Genomic DNA, 15,585 nt, shown 5'->3' on the forward strand with positions numbered 1-15,585 from the left:
CATCGAGCAAACACCGGCTGTAGCGGTGGAGCCGGTACCAGTGGTCAAGACCGTCCTGGCTGGTGGAGTGCTGCCGTGGGTGGTCTCGGCGCGTAGCGGCGAGGCTCTTGCCGGTCAGGCTGCCCGCCTGGCATCGCATGTGGGTGATCACAATCCGGATCCGGTGGATGTCGGTTTCTCATTGGCGTCCACGCGTGCTGTGTTCGAGCATCGTGCCGTTGTAGTGGCCGGTAATCGTGATGGTCTGCTGGCGGGTGTGCGCGCATTGGCTGCCGGTGTGCAGGCTCCTGGTGTGGTGACCGGTCGCATGGTGTCGGGTTCCACGGGTGTGGTGTTTTCGGGTCAGGGTGCGCAGTGGGCCGGTATGGCTGCCGAGTTGCGCGCGGCGTATCCGGTGTTCGCCGAACATTTCGATGGGATCGTCGCTGAACTGGATCCGATGCTGGGACAGTCGGTTTCGCTGAGTGTCGCGTTGGCGTCCGAGGATCTGGTTGATCGGACGGTGTTCGCGCAGGCGGGTTTGTTCGCGTTCGAGGTGGCGTTGTTCCGGCTGCTCGAGTCGTGGGGTGTTCGCCCGGACGTGGTGGCCGGTCACTCGATCGGGGAAGTGGCTGCCGCGCATGTGGCGGGTGTGTTGTCGCTGGCGGATGCGTGTGTGCTGGTGGCTGCGCGTGGCCGGTTGATGCAGGCACTACCCGCTGGTGGGGCGATGGTCGCGGTCGGTGCTTCAGAAACCGATCTGTCGCCGCTGCTGCTGGATGGCGTGTCGATCGCGGCGGTCAATGGTCCATCGTCGGTGGTGCTCTCCGGCGTCGAATCCGATGTCGTGGCTGTCGCCGATCGGTGTGCCGAGATTGGTTGGCGCACACATCGTTTGCAGGTTTCGCATGGGTTCCATTCGGTGTTGATGGAGCCGATGCTGGCTGAATTCGCCTCGGCAATCGAGGGTTTGGCGTTTGCTCGCCCGAGCCTGCCACTGGTGTCGACGGTAACCGGTGTCCGTGTCGAGCACGAGATGTCGGATCTGTCGTATTGGGTGGGTCAGGTTCGTGAGACGGTGCGATTCGCTGATGCCGTCACCGCTATGGCGGGGATGAGGGTGACCCGGTTCGCCGAGGTCGGACCTGATGCTGTGTTGACCCCGATGGTCGCCGAGACACTCGACACCGCAACCACAATCGCTTTGACCAAACGTCACAATGCGGACCCCGCAACCGTGCTGACCGGGCTCGCACGTTTGCATGTCGCGGGTTCGACGGTGGATTGGACGAGCTACTACGCCGGTTCCGGAGGCGCGATGATAGATCTACCGACATACAACTTCCAGCACCGCCGATTCTGGGCCACAGGTCAACTACATACCGGAGAGGCATCCGCGCTCGGTCTGCGGTCTATGGAACACCCCATGCTGGGTGCATTGGTGGCGCAGCCGGAGGGCGGGGGCGTCAGACTGACCGGCCGCCTGTCTACTGTCACCCATCCCTGGTTGGCTGATCATGACGTACTCGGCACGGTGCTGCTGCCTGGCACAGGATTCGTTGAGCTGGCCATTCACGCCGGAGACCAGGTCGACTGTCCAGAACTGGAGGAACTCACTCTTCGGGCGCCGCTGGTGTTCGAAGGGCATGGCGGAGTGCAGATCCAAGTGATCGTCGGTGACAGCGATGAGACCGGTCGCAGACTGCTCGACATCTACTCGCGTAAAGACGAGGACGATCCGGCAGTCTCATGGACTCACCATGCGCAAGGCAGTGTGAGCTCGGGCAGGGAGACCGAGGAGCCACAAGATTGGGCTGACTTTGTTCAGTGGCCACCGCTCGGTGCCACGAAGGTGAAGTTGGATGGTGCTTACGATGAACTCGCCGACTATGGGTACAACTACGGGCCTGCCTTTCAAGGGCTGGTAGGCCTATGGCGCCGCGGTGAGGAACTCTACGCTGAGGTTGCGCTCCCCGAGCAGACCGCTACTAGAGGCTATGGCGTACATCCGGCGCTGTTCGATGCGGCCCTGCACGCACTGACAATAGGCCGTGAGCATGCCGAGCGGCAGACCCTCGTTCCATTCACGTGGTCTTCGGTGCGTTTGCACGCCGAGGGCGCTCGGCGGGTGCGGGTTCGGTTGACCAGGCTGAATCAGGGCGAAGTCACCCTGGCGATGGCCGATTCCGGTGGCGCGCCATTACTGTCTGTACGGTCCCTCGCGGCGCGCCCGATATCCGTCGAACTGCTCTCGGCCGCAACCCGATCCTCGCATGACGCGCTGTACGAGCTCATTTGGCAGCCCGGTCCGGAGCTGCGATCCGCGGCGGGAGTTGCCTGGGCCGAGTGGGGCGCGGCGGAGTCGGCCTCGGTCTTCCTCTTCCAGCCTCCGGTCGACGGCGTCGACGTTCCGGTCCGGCTGCGCACGGCTTTGCACCGCACGCTCGGCGCCGTCCAGCAGTTCCTGAGCGAAGAGCGGTACGCCGCAAGCACTTTGGCTGTGATCACCAGCACCACGGCGGACCCGGCTCTGGCTGCGGTGTGGGGTCTGGTGCGCGCGGCGCAGGCGGAGAACCCGGGGCGGATCGTGCTCGTCGAGGCCCACGAAGAGGCGACTACGGATCATCTTGTGGCCGCAGCCATGACGGGCGAGCCGGAATTGGCTGTCCATGCGGATGGGACGCGGGTGCCACGGCTCATCCGCGCCGCGTCGCCCGAATCGGAGCGGCGCACATCCTGGGATCCTGAGCGGACTGTATTGATTACCGGTGGTACCGGCGGGATCGGTCGCCACATCGCCAAGCACCTGGTGAGCGAGCACGGTGTGCGGCACCTGCTGTTGGTCGGCAGACGCGGACCAGCTGCCGCCGAGGATCTCATCGAGGAACTCAGTGCTCTCGGCGCCCAGGTTCGCGTATCTGCCTGCGATGTCACAGATCGTGATGCGTTGCGAGACCTCCTTGCCTCGATGCCCGCGGAGCATCCGTTGGGTGCGATCGTCCACGCGGCGGGCGTTGCCTACAACGGCCTGGTCGATACCTTGACGCCGGAGCAGATCGACTACTCCCTCGGCGCCAAGGCCGACTCTGCTTGGTACTTGCACGAGCTCACCCGCGAAGCCGAGCTGTCCGCCTTCGTGCTGATCTCCTCGGTGGCAGGTTCGATACTGCCTGCGGGCCAGGGAGGTTATGCAGCGGCTAACGTGTTCCTCGACGCTCTCGCGACTCACCGACACACCGAAGGCTTGCCGGCCACTTCGCTCGCCTATGGCATGTGGGACATCGAAACCGGACTTTCGCAGTGGCTCAGCGAGGCTGACCGGCAGCGTATGCGTCGCCAAGGTTTTTCGCCGCTTACCGCTGATAGAGCACTGGAATTGTTCGATGCGGCATTGACTACCGAGCGTCCGGTGCACGTACCGGTTGAGATCGACCTAGCTGTACTGCGTGCTCGGGACTCGGTGCCTCCGCTGCTCAGCGACTTCGCCAAGAAGACCGGGCGCAGGCGGAGCAGCAAAACGCAGGACGTGGCGGCGCTTCGCCGGCATCTGACACAACTCTCCGAGTCCGAACAGGAGCAGTGGCTCCGGATGCACATACTCGAGAACGCTGCCCGTCTGCTAGGGCATGAAGGCGTCGATGCTCTCGACCCCGAGCGGGACTTCCTCGAATCCGGATTCGACTCACTGGCTGCCATGGAGTTGCGAAGCACCCTCAATGCTTCCACCGGTCTGACGCTGTCGACCGCTGCGATCTTCGATCACAAGACGCCGATGGCATTGGCCCGATACTTGCAGAAGGAGCTGAACACAGACTCACAAGAGGGCAATAATCAAGTCGGCGAAGACGACTCGCTGTACGGGATGTTCCGCGGTGCGATAGAGAACGGCCAGGCTCGTGAGGGCTTTGCTTTGCTGAGGGCGGTGGCGGAGCTACGTGAGCAGTTCTCGTCGGCCAACGAACTGGACCGATTGCCGGTGCCGTCACGACTCGCTGCGGGCTCCGTACTTCCAAGGATCATCTGCATCAATCCGCCATTGGCCACCGGCGGCGCGCATCAGTACGCCCGGGTCGTATCGCATCTGCGAACTGCCCGCGACGTCGTGGTACTGCCGCTGATCGGCTTCGGCGCGGGAGAGCCACTGCCGACGACGCCAACGACGGCATTGGAAGGATTAGCGCGCTGCGTCCTCGAGGCTGCGCAGGGAGAGCCGTTCGTGCTACTCGGACATTCCTCGGGCGGCCTGCTGGCGTACCTCGTCACTGAGTACCTGGAAACGACTGACCGCCCAGTGCCTGCCGGCCTGGTCATGTTGGACACCTATAGGGTGCACGATGATGGCGAGTGGCTGCTTCGGGAGATGGCTGAACACATGGTGTCGAACGAAGCTACGTTCGGTCGCTTCGACCAAGCCCGGTTGACTGGTATGGGCCGGTATGTGCATCTGCTCCGTGAGATGGTGCCCGGCTCTGTTGTCACGCCGACGTTGTTCGTCCAGTGTGCCCAGTCATTCCTGGGGAGCTCGTCGGATCGTGTGGACTGGCAGGCCCAACCGTGGGATTCAACGCAAACCGTTGTGTCGGTGCAGTCTGATCATTTCACGATGCTGGAGGACGGCTCAGTGGATGTTGCAGAAGCGATCGAGGGCTGGCTCGACTCATGAGCTAGGAGCAACGACCGGGTGAGCGAGTGCTCACCCGGTCGTGGCCGCCTTGCGTTCAGGAGCCTTCGATATGATCCGCGACGATTCTCGCCTAGCTCAACAGCGATTGTGAGCTATGGTCGCGGATCAGCTGCCCTACTGGGCCGCAATTCGAATCGAGAAAGAAATGACCGCCTGGAAATGATTTCGCGTAGAAGCTTCCAGAGGTGTGCGAGCTCCACGCCTCGATGTCCGCGAGACTTGCATCGGGGTCACGGTCGCCGGCAATTGCGACGATGGGGCAGCTGACGATCGCGTTCGTAGTGCACTCGTAAGTCTCGATAGCTCGGTAGTCGTTTCTGGTAATCGAGAGAACAATTTCCCGAAATTCAGGGTCCTCGAGCAATGCCGGTGGTGTGCCGCCGACGCTCAGTAATAGTTCACACAGTTCACGATCGCTCAGCAGGTGCACGTGCCCGGTTTGCGTCGACGAAGGGGCGCGCCGACCGGAGGCGAACAGGACTCTTGCGGTCGCTCCCACTTCCTGCTTGAGCCGCCTGCAGGCCTCGAAAGCTACAACAGATCCCATGCTGTGGCCGAAGACGGAAAAGCTCTCTGTGTCCTTAACCGTTTCGATCAGCTCAGGCAGCAGGCCGTCGACGAGGTCTGAAATGCTATCCACGAGCGGTTCATGTCTTCTATCTTGCCGTCCCGGATACTGGACGGCAAGAACTTCGTATTCTGATCCTATGCACTTTGCCAATGGTCCGAAAGATATGGCGGAGCCGCCAGCGTGGGGAAAGCAGACTAATTTATGGGATCCATTCCCTGGGGAGGGGGATAGGCGACGCAGCCAGCTATTACCCATAGGGCGGGAGCCTTTCTTCAGATTTAGTGTGACCGCCTCAAATGTACTCTGGGGAAGCTCGATCATGCCCATTGGGGTCTGCCGTCGAGCCCGCTCCGGGGTCGGTAGTACTTGTACTAGTCCTACCATTCCTCGAGTTTGGCGTTAAAAACAACCCGGACTCGACAAGCGGGTGATCTCGTCGTCGGGGACCGGTCAGCCGGGGCAGCACACGAGCCTGTCCGGTCTCCCGACGCGCATCGCCTGAGTCGGGGTTTTGCGTACGTGCGCAGTCGAGTGCGAGGGCGATGCCAGGCGAACTCGGGCTATTGGGGCCATGCTCATCAGGACATATCTGACCGGAGTGAACCTGCCCGGCGCGATTGCCCCGAAGGGACCGCTGCCGTCACGGCCTCCGAGATCGTCCGGGCCACCCAGCGTCGGCGCACCGCCGAATCGCCGGAGTGCGGCGACCGGGCGTGTGGGGAATCCGCTCAATCTGCGGATCCAGCCAGCGGCCGAGTCGGCTGGGGACCATGGTCGATGGTGGTGGTCAGGCCGCGGACGTGTGGCCATGCTTTGGCAAGTGCGAGTAGCTGGCGCAGTTCCGCGGTGAGGTCCCGTGCCCCTGGTTGGACTTGGTGCCGGGGCGTGAACCGGCTCGCGCTCGGGGGGTGCCCGGCAGCTTTGGTGGCAATGGCCTCGGCGATGCTGCGGGCACAGATATGTGGGTCACCGCCTGTGGCGGCCAGATCGTCAGGGCTGTCGCTGTAGCGCTTGAGATGCAGCAGACTGTCGCGGATCTCGACCGTCATGCGGTGCAGACGGATGGCCGGGTCTGTTCGGCCGTTGTGGTCGCGCCGCATCTCTAGGACGATTTCGGGTACAGCTGCAGTGAGATCCGTCCACATCGGCTGCAGGCGGCGGCAGTATCGGCCGGTGCGGTCCCATCCGATGCGGGTGAGCAGGGTACTGATCAGCGGCACCGTGACCACGCCGGAAGCGCCGACGGCCGAGAGAAAGAAGCCGCCCCATGCCTTCCAGTGCATCTCGGGATCGAATGACGGTCGGCCTGTCATGACACTGCTGGTGGTCTCGATCGGGTATACGACCGCTATGATCCCCAGGGCCACCGCGGTGCACAGGACCACTCTGTACAGCGCACGTTCCTGCCAGGTGGTGTCGCCTGTGGCGCGCATCTCGCGCACACTTACCCGGCCGACGAGCAGGGCTGTAGCGCCGAGCGGCAGGGAAAACGCGACCCAGACCACGACAGCCGGCCAGCCCAGGGCTTGGTCGATCAACTGGTCGGCGCTGCGGGCGGGCGTCCCTGCGATCAGGATGACGACGGTGGCGGTGATCGCGACGAGGTCGTAACGCCACTGCCTGCGCCACGTGTGGGCGGGATCGGCGCCTGCCCACAACTTCGCAAAGCCGTAGATATACGAGACGGTCAACACGGTTGCGCCCAGCGAGAGCTGTCGGGCGATGTTGACTACGTCGCTGTCGTCGCCGGGCAGCAGCCAGGCCAGTGACTGCTCGAACCATGCCTCCCGCAACAGGTGTTCGAAGAGACCGGCGGTGAGCGCACGGTTGATGAGCCGGTCGACGATGCTGTCCCGCAACAGCCACCACCGACCGGCGAGCACCAACGTGATACCTGTCAGGACCGGCCAGGCGATCAGACCTGGGATCGGAGAGGTCATGTCATCGATGCCGGTTTCGGAAGAACGTCGAGCGGAACCGGCTCGCCGACCGCTTCGGCAGCATCGCTTCGACCAGCAGCAGGTCGGCGAACGTTTCGGCGGCGTGCTCGCGATCACTGCCGTAGTCTTCGCGGCGTAGTGCGCTGCGGATGGTTTCCAGCGACAGCGAGGGCATCAATTCGCGCAACGGCAGATCAGCCGCGGCACCACCGGGACCGCTCGCAGTCGCGCCGTGGCCGAGCAGCATGTGACCGATCTCGTGGGCGATGATGTGATCGGCATGCCATTCGGTGTCGGCCCCGTACATGATCACGTCGTCGCCTTCCCGGGCAATCCACAGGCCACTTCCGGTGCCGCATCCGTTCCCCAAGAGTGCGCCGACGTCGATCGGGCACAACGTAATCGGCCGTCCCCGGTACTCTGCCACCCGCGCGATGTATTCCGTTATGTCCCATGGGTAGGGGATCGGCACCAGGCGACCCAGCTCCTCGAATCGCGCGGCGAGATCCTCCATTACGCCTTCCCCTCGTTGATCACTGACCTATGCCGATATTGCGGTGAGCGTAATCGCCTACAGAGCATTGTCGCGGACGTGGCCTGTCGCGCAAGCTTTCTCGCATCCGCCCTCTGCGGATCGGCCGCACATCATCGGCCTTGATCCGCTCACTACTCGAGCCAGCTCTTGCGCTGGTGGGGGAAGTTGCCGCACCTTGTGCCTGTGAGCGACGAGGGTGCGACTGGACAACCGGTGGCCGACGAAGGGCTGGAAGGATGTGACCATGTCGATTGATCGCGCGATCTTGTTCCGGCTGGCCACGAGTGTCGTTGTGGAGCGGGTTGTTCGGGCTGTGCCGCGAGGTGAGGACCTGGCTTGGCGAGCGGCGTCGCGGTATGTCGCGGGGACTGCTGCGGCCAACGCCGTCCAGGTGGCCGGGGAACTCCATGCGCGTGGCGTGGCCGCCAGTATCGATCAGTTCGGTGAACTGGTCGACGATACCCGTGTCGCGCAGCGGGTTGCTGATGACTATCTGCGGTTGGCCGACGACCTTGTCGGTCTCCCGCAAGACGTATGGCTGGCTGTCGATCTGTCCCATCTCGGCCTCGATATCGACCCGACCGGCTGTGCCGATCGTCTCGCGGCGATCGCGCAGGCATTGCCGGAGGGTCGGCGTATCCAGGTCGGCGCCGAGGACCACGCGCGCGCGGATGCGGTGTTGAAGTGTGTACTCGACGTAGCCGGCCGAGGCATGGCCGACCGCCTCGGTGCCACCGCCCAGGCCAATCTGCGCCGGACGCCCGACGACATGGAGCGTCTACTCGAGGCCGGCGTCCATATCAGGCTGGTCAAGGGCGCCTACCTCGAATCGCCCGATCGAGCCTTGCCGTACGGCGAGCCCACCGACGTCGCCTTCATGCGGTTGGCGCATCGGCTGGCGGCAGCACATGCGCCGTTCGCGCTGGCGACCCATGACGGTGTCCTTCGTGAGGCGCTTCTGACCGCGCTCGGGCCGGTACCGGTGGAACAGCTGCTCGGGGTGCGACCGGAGATATTGAACGATCTGGCCGCTCGCGGTGTGCCGGTTCGCTTGTACATCCCCTTCGGCCACAACTGGTTTCGCTACTGGATGCGCCGACTTGCCGAATCGCGTGGCGCTTGACCATCGCCCACCGAAGGTAGACGCTGCGATGGGTCGGTCCCACAGCGCAGCGCACGGCGGCGGCAGATCGGCGCGCACGTTGTCATCAACCGTGTCCGTTAGCTTCCGACCAGAATGCGTGCCCGTAAGTGCGTCAGCGACGCGCTGGGCTTGTTCGGCGCTTGCCTGGCAGTCCAGGCTCAACTGGCCCGATTCGGCAACCGCCTGACCCTTGCGCGCAGCTTCCCACCAGCGAACGATTGATTGTGCGGCGGCGGCGTTCGCGGGCCGTGCGGTTGCGCACCCTTCGGTGGACCACGACGTGTCGGCCCCGCACAGGAGTGAACGCTCCGCACGAGGAGGACAGATGTTCATTCAAGTCATTCAAGGCAAGGTTTCCGATCCGGACCGACTACAACGGTGCATGGATCGGTGGACCGAGGAACTGCAACCGGGAGCCGTCGGCTACCTCGGGACGACCAGCGGACTGTGCGATGACGGGACATTCATCGCGTTGGCGCGCTTCGAATCCGCGGAGGCGGCGCGACGCAACAGCGAGCGCCCGGAGCAAGGTGCGTGGTGGGCCGAGACCGAACAATGCTTCGACGGGCCTGTCGAATTCATGGACTGCCCCGAAGTCACGCAGTGGATGGGTGGTGGCTCCGACGAGGCCGGCTTCGTGCAGATCATGGAGGGCCACACGCGCGATGCGGCCCGGATGCGCGAACTGCTGACGCAGGGCGGCGATCGTGTGCACGAATTGCGCCCGGATATTCTCGGCGGGCTTTTGGCGACGAACGGTGGCGACGCATACGTCGAGGCGGTGTACTTCACCTCCGAAGCCGCGGCTCGGGAAGCCGAGAAGTTGGAGATCCCCGACGACCTGCGGACGCTGTTCGAGGAGGAAAGCGAGCTCATGGGTGAGGTCGAATACTTCGACCTGCACGACCCGAGGCTGGTATCGGCGCGCAAGTAGTCGGCCCGTACCGCCCCCGACGCCGACGGGTTGGTCTCGGTCGATCTCCCCGCGTCCGCGACTGACACGGCGGCGCCGATCCGCAAAGGTTACGGGCGCGCGAGCGAAGTCTTCCCGGTTTCGCTCGCCCGCCGTGGACCGCGGCGATCACCTCGGCACTTGCCCTACGGGGGCAACAGGATTCGTGGAGTGACCTTCCGGCGTTGCGCCGCCCTGCACCGCGGCATTATCGGTAATGCCACCAGGGGTGAGATGCGGCGCGCCCGCGTCGGCCCCGATGCTGATCCGGTGCGGGGGAGAGTGCGACGTCGACCGGGCCGAGCAGGCTCGGTCCGCGCTACGACCCGTGGACCAGGCGGCCCACCAGGCCGCGCAGGTACCGGTACCCGCGCGGGCGGGGATGGAATGTGAAGTCGACGGTAACCGCCGCGGCGAGCCACAGCAGAATCGTCGAGGCGACGACAGCGGCCGAGCCGAGTGCCATCGCCAGCATGACCGGCAGTATCCCGACAGCGACCAATTTCTTGGCGCTTCCTGCATTCATGGTCGGCACTGTAATGCCCACGGTCAGGCACCGCATCACGGCTACGCGCCGTAACACTAACCCGAGCCAATGAGGTCGGCGCCGAATGCGTGAATCCTGTTGGTGGAGAAGCCGCATGCGGAATAGCTCTGAACCGCGGGGCGCGATGAGCGCGACCGACGTCACAGTTACCGTGGCTCGCTGCGACGTCACGGCATCACCTCGGACCAGCACTGATCGGTCGGGCACTGGTCGTCGACAACGGTCTGACTCACCGGCCTTTCGGTGTCGGCGACGAGCGCCCGCGCGTCACGGGTCGGGCATTCGCGGCTCGCCCGTCTCGACCGCGTGACGGGCGCAGAACGATGCCCGGTCCGCGGCCCCTCTCGGCGCGCTACCTCGCCCACGGAGCGAGCCGAGCGCATCCGGTCGACGATCGCGACCCACATCGCGCGGGGTCCGCAAAACAACAGCTACACGATCCCGCCGACCACGCCGACCGAAATCACCGATGGAACGACCCTGCTCGATCAGCCCGCCTGGGGACCGAAGGACAGCGGCGGTGCTTCGGCATGCCGGGCGAACGCCTGGTCGATCAGTTCGGCGGCGGCGCGGGTGACGATCAGGCGCGCGATGGCCAAGTCGGTCTCGAACTTCGTGCGATCCTTCGGGCTGCGTTCGGACTGCTCGAAGGCCTTACCGGCCAGGCTGTGGAAGAGTTCGTCGGCGTAGCGGCCCGCGATCCGGTCGCAGTCGGCGCGTAGTCGCTCGACCATTTCGAAACTGGTGTGCACCGGGATCCCGCCGTCGACGAGTCGGGTGGCGAGGTCGCAGCAGCGCGGGTTGGTGACCCGGTAGGCCTCTAGCGGGTCGTCACTGGCGGCGAGCGCCTGCTTCGCATACTCGGGGAGTTCGGGATGCGACTCCTCCGGTTCGGCGGGCTCCGCGGCGGGCTGGTCGGGGACGCCGAGGACCTCGGCCAGTCCGTCACCACGATCCCACGCCTCGAGTAGTTCCCTGATTCCGTTCAGCTTCATGCCCCGGCCCAGCAATCGGCTGATCGTCTGCAAGCGGCTCAGATGATCGGTCCCGTAGTAGCCGATCCGCCCGCGTACATCGGGTGACGGGAGCAGCCCCCGCTCGTGGTACACGCGGACACTACGCACGGTGGTGTCGGCCACTCGCGCGAGTTCATCGATCGTGTACTCGGACTCCGCAGTCATACCTATCAGGAAACCACATCTTGACCCGATGTAAAACGGACCGTAACTAAACGGACCGCTAATTAACGTTACGCTTGCGCCACATCCCGGTCAACGTGCCGTTACGTAGCGGCATGAAGTCTTGCCGAGGTGGCCAGCGGTCGGTTAGCGTGCGATGTGCCGGCCTTCACAGTCGGCGCCTCCGGGGACTGTTGAGCAGCCCTGATGACTGTCTGACTGTCCGATCCATGGGCCACGAGTCTGTTGCTGCGTGCCCTCGGCATCCTCGGAGATGGCTATGAGCATTACCCAAACCCCCACGTTGGCTACCGGATTCGCTGAGTCGATGGAGATCCCGTCGGCCCGCGCCAAGTCGACACAGCGGCCACCCTGCGCGGACGTCCCCAACAACTGGGACCTGGACGCCGGAACCCCCGATGCCTGGCGCACCGCCGTCCGGCTGTGCGCCGACTGCCCGTTGCTGACGCAGTGCGCCCAGCTGGCCCAATCGCTCACTGCCAGCGGTGATGGACCGCGCGCGATGATCTGGGCCGGTGTCGCCTATGACGGCGCGGGCAAGGTCGTCGAAAACCTGGACAGTCATCGGACCACGCCGCTGGATCACAAGCGGCCCATGCGGATCGTGCGCAATGGCGCGCGGCCGGTGTGTACCGAGCCCGTGCCGACCGCGCCGCGGCGGCGGATTGTGCTCGGTCGGCCGCTGCGGCCGACCGGAACCGACGGCATCTGAGAGATGTTCGTGGCAGAGTGCTGAAAATTATTGCGGCGATAGGAAACTCATGACAGTGCTCTCCCTGGAGATCGGTTCGACCGAATTCGCGGCCAGCCGCGTGGCTGCGGATGTCGAAGTGGAGGACATCCGCCGGATCCCGATACCGGACCGGCAGGCCTGGGATCGGTGCCGGGAGTTGCTGATCGAGGTTGCCGAAGGCGGCGAGGTCACCTGTCTGGGTATCGCCGCTCTCGGTCCGATCGATATGTCGGCGGGAGTGGTGGCGCCGGTCGAAGTGCCGGAGTGGCGCATGGGTTTCGGCATTGTCGAAGCGGCGCAGAAGTTGTTCCCGGCGGCGAAGGTGCTGTTGGCGCTCGATGGGGTCTGCATGGCATTGGCGGAGCGGACCTTCGGTGCGACCGTCGAGGTGATGGACGCTCTGTGTATCTCTGTCTCCGATCGCATCAGCGGCGGTGTCATGGTGGGCGGTTTCGTCGTAGTGGGGCGCACCGGGAACGGCGGGCATGTCGGCCATGTGCTGGTCCCAGGCTTCGACGATGCCTGCACCTGCGGTGGGCGCGGGTGTCTGGAGGCGGTCGCGAGCGCGACATCCGTGCTGCGCTGGGCGCGCGGGAAGGGGTGGACCGGGGAGTCGATCGCCGAGCTGATCGAGGCCGCAGGGGCAGGTGAAGCGGTCGCGGTGTCCGCGATGGAGCGCGCCGGAACGGCCCTCGGGCGGGCGATCGCCTCGGTGGCCGCGCTGCTCGACCACGACCTGGTGGTGCTCGGTGGCACCCTGGCTGCCGCTGGTCCGGAGCTGTGGAAGCCCCTCGGCGCCGCCGTTGCGACACATGCCCGGCTCAGCTTCCTGCCCGGGCTGCGCGTTGTGCCATCGGAACTCGGTGAATTGGGGCCACTGGCAGGTGCCGGCGTGCTCGCGCTGTCGGCCAACACCGAGTGATCGCTTTGCGCTGCACGGAACCTCACCGAACCTATTGATCGTGCCGCTATACAGCGGTACATTGCTTACGTATTGCAAGTTACCGTCTGGGCGGTGACTCCACGGTGAACGGCGGGTACGGGCGAGTGCGATGAACAGTGGCGTGGTGATTCCGTGGGTGACGGTCGAGACTCTGGCGCCCGACGCCCTCTCGGTGGCGTCGGTGGGTGATGGGCCGCGCGAGTTCGCAGGCTGGCAGCGTGTGCTGCAACGGATCCTGGCCAAGACGCCCGCACTCTACGACGGCCTCACAACCGAGGGCATCGGTGCCGCCATCGGCGCGGTGCGGGACAGGGCCGAGGAAATCGACCTGACGATCCCGACCGCCTCGGGCCCGCACAAGCTGAGGGTGAAACCGGTGCTGGGGCCGGACGGGGACGTGCACGCGGTTCGGCTGTGGCTCGGATCCGCGGCCGCGGCGGCGCCGATGCTGCCCGCTGCCGTGGGAGCGATCTGGGATCTCGACAGCCAGACCATTCGTCTGCCCGCGGATATCGTGCGGCTGCCCGGTGTTTCGGCCGAAGAGTACGTGCCGCGGATGTCGATAGCGGAACTGTTCCATCGGGTTTCGACATTCGACCGGCATGCCGAGGTGCTCGATCTCCTCTATGCCCCGCAGCCCGGTGGCAAGCTTCAGTTCGACGTCACGGTGACGGATGGGTCCGGACGTCCCGGTAGGTGGCGGATCACCATGCGCGTTCGTGACGACGACAAGGCGCGGGGCGCGTGGTGGTTGATCGAGGATGTCACATCGGAGCAGGTGCCATCGGCAGCGCCGACGTTGGAGCGAATCGGATTGCGGGAGGCGCACCGTCGTGCCGGAACGCATCTCGCGGTGGTGCAGCTCGCCCGCACCAGCATCTCGCACTGGCTCACCGATCCGGCGCCCTGGATCCGGTGGGACTATCTGTTCCGTCCGGTGGATGTATTCCATCCCGATGACCGCGCCCGGCTGGTGGAGCTCGGAGACCGGCTCCGGTCCGGTGATTCGGCGGGAGTCACCGTGCGTGCCCTCAACTACCGGGGTGATTACACGCCGACCTCGCTGCTGCTCTATCCCTACCCCGGATTCTCGAATCGGAAGCTCGCCATCGCGCAGCTCGTGCGCGTGGCGGACGACGTTCCGATGCTGGAGCCCCATCGCGATGCGCTGGAGCGGCATCGGTCGAGCGTGGCGATCGGCTACGACGAGCAACTGCGGCACTGGCTAGCCGGTCGCATGAAGCACAGCCCGGTGGGCTGATAGTTCTTCCCGTTGTTGGGAATATTGTTGAAAGTCGGGTCGGCTGTGCTCTCTACCATTTCGAGAATGCGGACAGCGGCTGGCGGACAAGCGGATTCGGGTGAGGCGCTGCTTCGCCGAATGGCCGCGCGTCGCCGCCGCGACAATATCGTGGTCGCCGTTCTGGCGGTCCTGGCCGTGCTCGGGGGCGGGCATGCGATCTTCAGCATCTTCTCGTCGGCGGCGCCCGCCCGGGCCACCGATCCGACGATCGGGGTCATCGGGCACGCCCAGCTCGCGTCGGCGTTCGCCGAGGAGTTCGTGGTCGCCTATCTGGGTGCCGCTGCCGGACAACAGGAGCGGATCGGGGAATACGTGACCGGGCAGCAGATTACGCTGCCCGCGACCGGTCGTCAGGTCTCCGATCCGATCGTGGTGTATTTGGCGCGCGCCATTTCCAGCGGCAATTTGGACGTCTGGGCAGTCACCGTGTCGGTAAAGGTCGGCAAGGGCACCGGTGCGATTTCCGGAGCGCGGCAATATTTCCGAGTCGCGGTGTCGGTCGCCGACGGTCTGCGCCGGGCGCTGTCGGTGCCCGCCGAGGTGGAGCCGCCGGGCCGCAATGCTGATCTGGCGCTCGCGTACTCGGGACCGTGTTCGGCGGATACGCCACTGGCGCAGGTGGCCTCGGGATTTCTGACGGCCTTCTTGACCGGTAATGGCGATGTGGCCCGGTACACCACCCTCGACGCCGGGATATCGGTTCTGCGGCCGACCCCGTTCACCGGGCTCGAGACCGCGTCGATCATGGCCGACGACTCCAGCTGCGGGACCCGGGGGACCACCGCCCGGGTGCTGGCCAACGTCAATCCGAAAGGAGACGGCGGCGCCACCGCGACGCTGGCGTATCCGTTGACTCTGGTGCGCACCGAGGGGCAGTGGCAGGTGCGGTCCATGGATCCGATTCCGGCATTGGCCGATCCGCTCGCCCTGATCGTCGGCAACGATCCGGGCCGTCCTGCACCGACAACCGCAGCCGCAACCGCTACGACCACAGCACCTTCGAGCTCGGTGCGGATTCCGCCGCCGACCCAGAACTGATCGGAGAAGAGGCAGCT

General features: G+C 65.0%; 12 protein-coding genes. 7 read left to right on the forward strand and 5 right to left on the reverse strand.

Features of this window, described 5'->3' with window-relative positions:
- The first annotated feature begins 40 nt into the window (after window positions 1-40).
- Window positions 41-4,642 carry a type I polyketide synthase gene (locus AB0H61_RS29550; protein ID WP_357310802.1) on the forward strand — a complete coding sequence of 1,534 codons (4,602 nt, stop codon included), beginning with the start codon at window positions 41-43 and terminating at the stop codon, window positions 4,640-4,642.
- Window positions 4,643-4,733: 91 nt separating this feature from the next.
- On the opposite strand, the gene AB0H61_RS29555 is transcribed toward AB0H61_RS29550, so the two are convergent.
- The 3 genes from AB0H61_RS29555 to AB0H61_RS29565 all read right to left on the reverse strand — a co-directional run bounded on the left by AB0H61_RS29555 (window position 4,734) and on the right by AB0H61_RS29565 (window position 7,688).
- Window positions 4,734-5,618, reverse strand: coding sequence for an alpha/beta fold hydrolase (locus tag AB0H61_RS29555; RefSeq protein WP_357310804.1), 885 nt, complete (start codon window positions 5,616-5,618; stop codon window positions 4,734-4,736).
- A 344-nt stretch (window positions 5,619-5,962) separates the two neighbouring features.
- Entirely contained in the window at window positions 5,963-7,174 is a 1,212-nt protein-coding gene (locus AB0H61_RS29560) for an MAB_1171c family putative transporter (RefSeq protein ID WP_357310806.1), read from the reverse strand.
- Window position 7,175: 1 nt separating this feature from the next.
- Window positions 7,176-7,688 (reverse strand): hypothetical protein, encoded by a 513-nt coding sequence (locus AB0H61_RS29565; protein ID WP_357310808.1) that lies wholly within the window; start codon window positions 7,686-7,688, stop codon window positions 7,176-7,178.
- Between the two features lie 265 nt (window positions 7,689-7,953).
- Here AB0H61_RS29565 and AB0H61_RS29570 point away from each other — a divergent pair, with 265 nt between their 5' ends.
- Window positions 7,954-8,832 (forward strand): proline dehydrogenase family protein, encoded by an 879-nt coding sequence (locus AB0H61_RS29570; RefSeq protein WP_357310810.1) that lies wholly within the window; start codon window positions 7,954-7,956, stop codon window positions 8,830-8,832.
- A gap of 346 nt (window positions 8,833-9,178) precedes the next feature.
- Entirely contained in the window at window positions 9,179-9,787 is a 609-nt protein-coding gene (locus tag AB0H61_RS29575) for a hypothetical protein (RefSeq protein ID WP_357310812.1), read from the forward strand.
- Window positions 9,788-10,124: 337 nt separating this feature from the next.
- On the opposite strand, the gene AB0H61_RS29580 is transcribed toward AB0H61_RS29575, so the two are convergent.
- Together AB0H61_RS29580 and AB0H61_RS29585 are read right to left on the reverse strand one after the other, a co-directional pair.
- On the reverse strand, window positions 10,125-10,331 hold the full coding sequence (locus tag AB0H61_RS29580; RefSeq protein WP_357310814.1) for a hypothetical protein: 207 nt from the start codon (window positions 10,329-10,331) through the stop codon (window positions 10,125-10,127).
- A gap of 509 nt (window positions 10,332-10,840) precedes the next feature.
- A complete protein-coding gene (locus AB0H61_RS29585; RefSeq protein WP_357310816.1) occupies window positions 10,841-11,533 on the reverse strand; it encodes a MerR family transcriptional regulator in 693 nt (230 codons plus the stop codon).
- A gap of 277 nt (window positions 11,534-11,810) precedes the next feature.
- On the opposite strand from AB0H61_RS29585, the gene AB0H61_RS29590 reads away from it, so the two are divergent.
- The 4 genes from AB0H61_RS29590 to AB0H61_RS29605 all read left to right on the forward strand — a co-directional run bounded on the left by AB0H61_RS29590 (window position 11,811) and on the right by AB0H61_RS29605 (window position 15,568).
- Complete coding sequence (locus AB0H61_RS29590) at window positions 11,811-12,263, forward strand: hypothetical protein (protein WP_357310818.1); 453 nt, start codon at window positions 11,811-11,813, stop codon at window positions 12,261-12,263.
- A 49-nt stretch (window positions 12,264-12,312) separates the two neighbouring features.
- Window positions 12,313-13,206 carry an ROK family protein gene (locus tag AB0H61_RS29595; RefSeq protein ID WP_357310820.1) on the forward strand — a complete coding sequence of 298 codons (894 nt, stop codon included), beginning with the start codon at window positions 12,313-12,315 and terminating at the stop codon, window positions 13,204-13,206.
- A 157-nt stretch (window positions 13,207-13,363) separates the two neighbouring features.
- On the forward strand, window positions 13,364-14,488 hold the full coding sequence (locus AB0H61_RS29600; protein ID WP_357310822.1) for a GAF domain-containing protein: 1,125 nt from the start codon (window positions 13,364-13,366) through the stop codon (window positions 14,486-14,488).
- Between the two features lie 66 nt (window positions 14,489-14,554).
- Window positions 14,555-15,568 carry a conjugal transfer protein gene (locus tag AB0H61_RS29605; RefSeq protein ID WP_357310824.1) on the forward strand — a complete coding sequence of 338 codons (1,014 nt, stop codon included), beginning with the start codon at window positions 14,555-14,557 and terminating at the stop codon, window positions 15,566-15,568.
- Window positions 15,569-15,585: the final 17 nt, after the last annotated feature.

It is taken from the genome of Nocardia sp. NPDC050710, from assembly GCF_040654375.1.
Classification (GTDB): domain Bacteria; phylum Actinomycetota; class Actinomycetes; order Mycobacteriales; family Mycobacteriaceae; genus Nocardia.

What these genes read in the sequence shown, in the direction of transcription:
- AB0H61_RS29555 (WP_357310804.1), bottom strand. Translation starts at nt 5,618, where the DNA reads ATGGTAGGACTAGTACAAGTACTACCGACCCCGGAGCGGGCTCGACGG.
- AB0H61_RS29560 (WP_357310806.1), bottom strand. Translation starts at nt 7,174, where the DNA reads ATGACCTCTCCGATCCCAGGTCTGATCGCCTGGCCGGTCCTGACAGGT.
- AB0H61_RS29565 (WP_357310808.1), bottom strand. Translation starts at nt 7,688, where the DNA reads ATGGAGGATCTCGCCGCGCGATTCGAGGAGCTGGGTCGCCTGGTGCCG.
- AB0H61_RS29570 (WP_357310810.1), top strand. Translation starts at nt 7,954, where the DNA reads ATGTCGATTGATCGCGCGATCTTGTTCCGGCTGGCCACGAGTGTCGTT.
- AB0H61_RS29575 (WP_357310812.1), top strand. Translation starts at nt 9,179, where the DNA reads ATGTTCATTCAAGTCATTCAAGGCAAGGTTTCCGATCCGGACCGACTA.
- AB0H61_RS29580 (WP_357310814.1), bottom strand. Translation starts at nt 10,331, where the DNA reads ATGAATGCAGGAAGCGCCAAGAAATTGGTCGCTGTCGGGATACTGCCG.
- AB0H61_RS29585 (WP_357310816.1), bottom strand. Translation starts at nt 11,533, where the DNA reads ATGACTGCGGAGTCCGAGTACACGATCGATGAACTCGCGCGAGTGGCC.
- AB0H61_RS29590 (WP_357310818.1), top strand. Translation starts at nt 11,811, where the DNA reads ATGAGCATTACCCAAACCCCCACGTTGGCTACCGGATTCGCTGAGTCG.
- AB0H61_RS29595 (WP_357310820.1), top strand. Translation starts at nt 12,313, where the DNA reads ATGACAGTGCTCTCCCTGGAGATCGGTTCGACCGAATTCGCGGCCAGC.
- AB0H61_RS29605 (WP_357310824.1), top strand. Translation starts at nt 14,555, where the DNA reads ATGCGGACAGCGGCTGGCGGACAAGCGGATTCGGGTGAGGCGCTGCTT.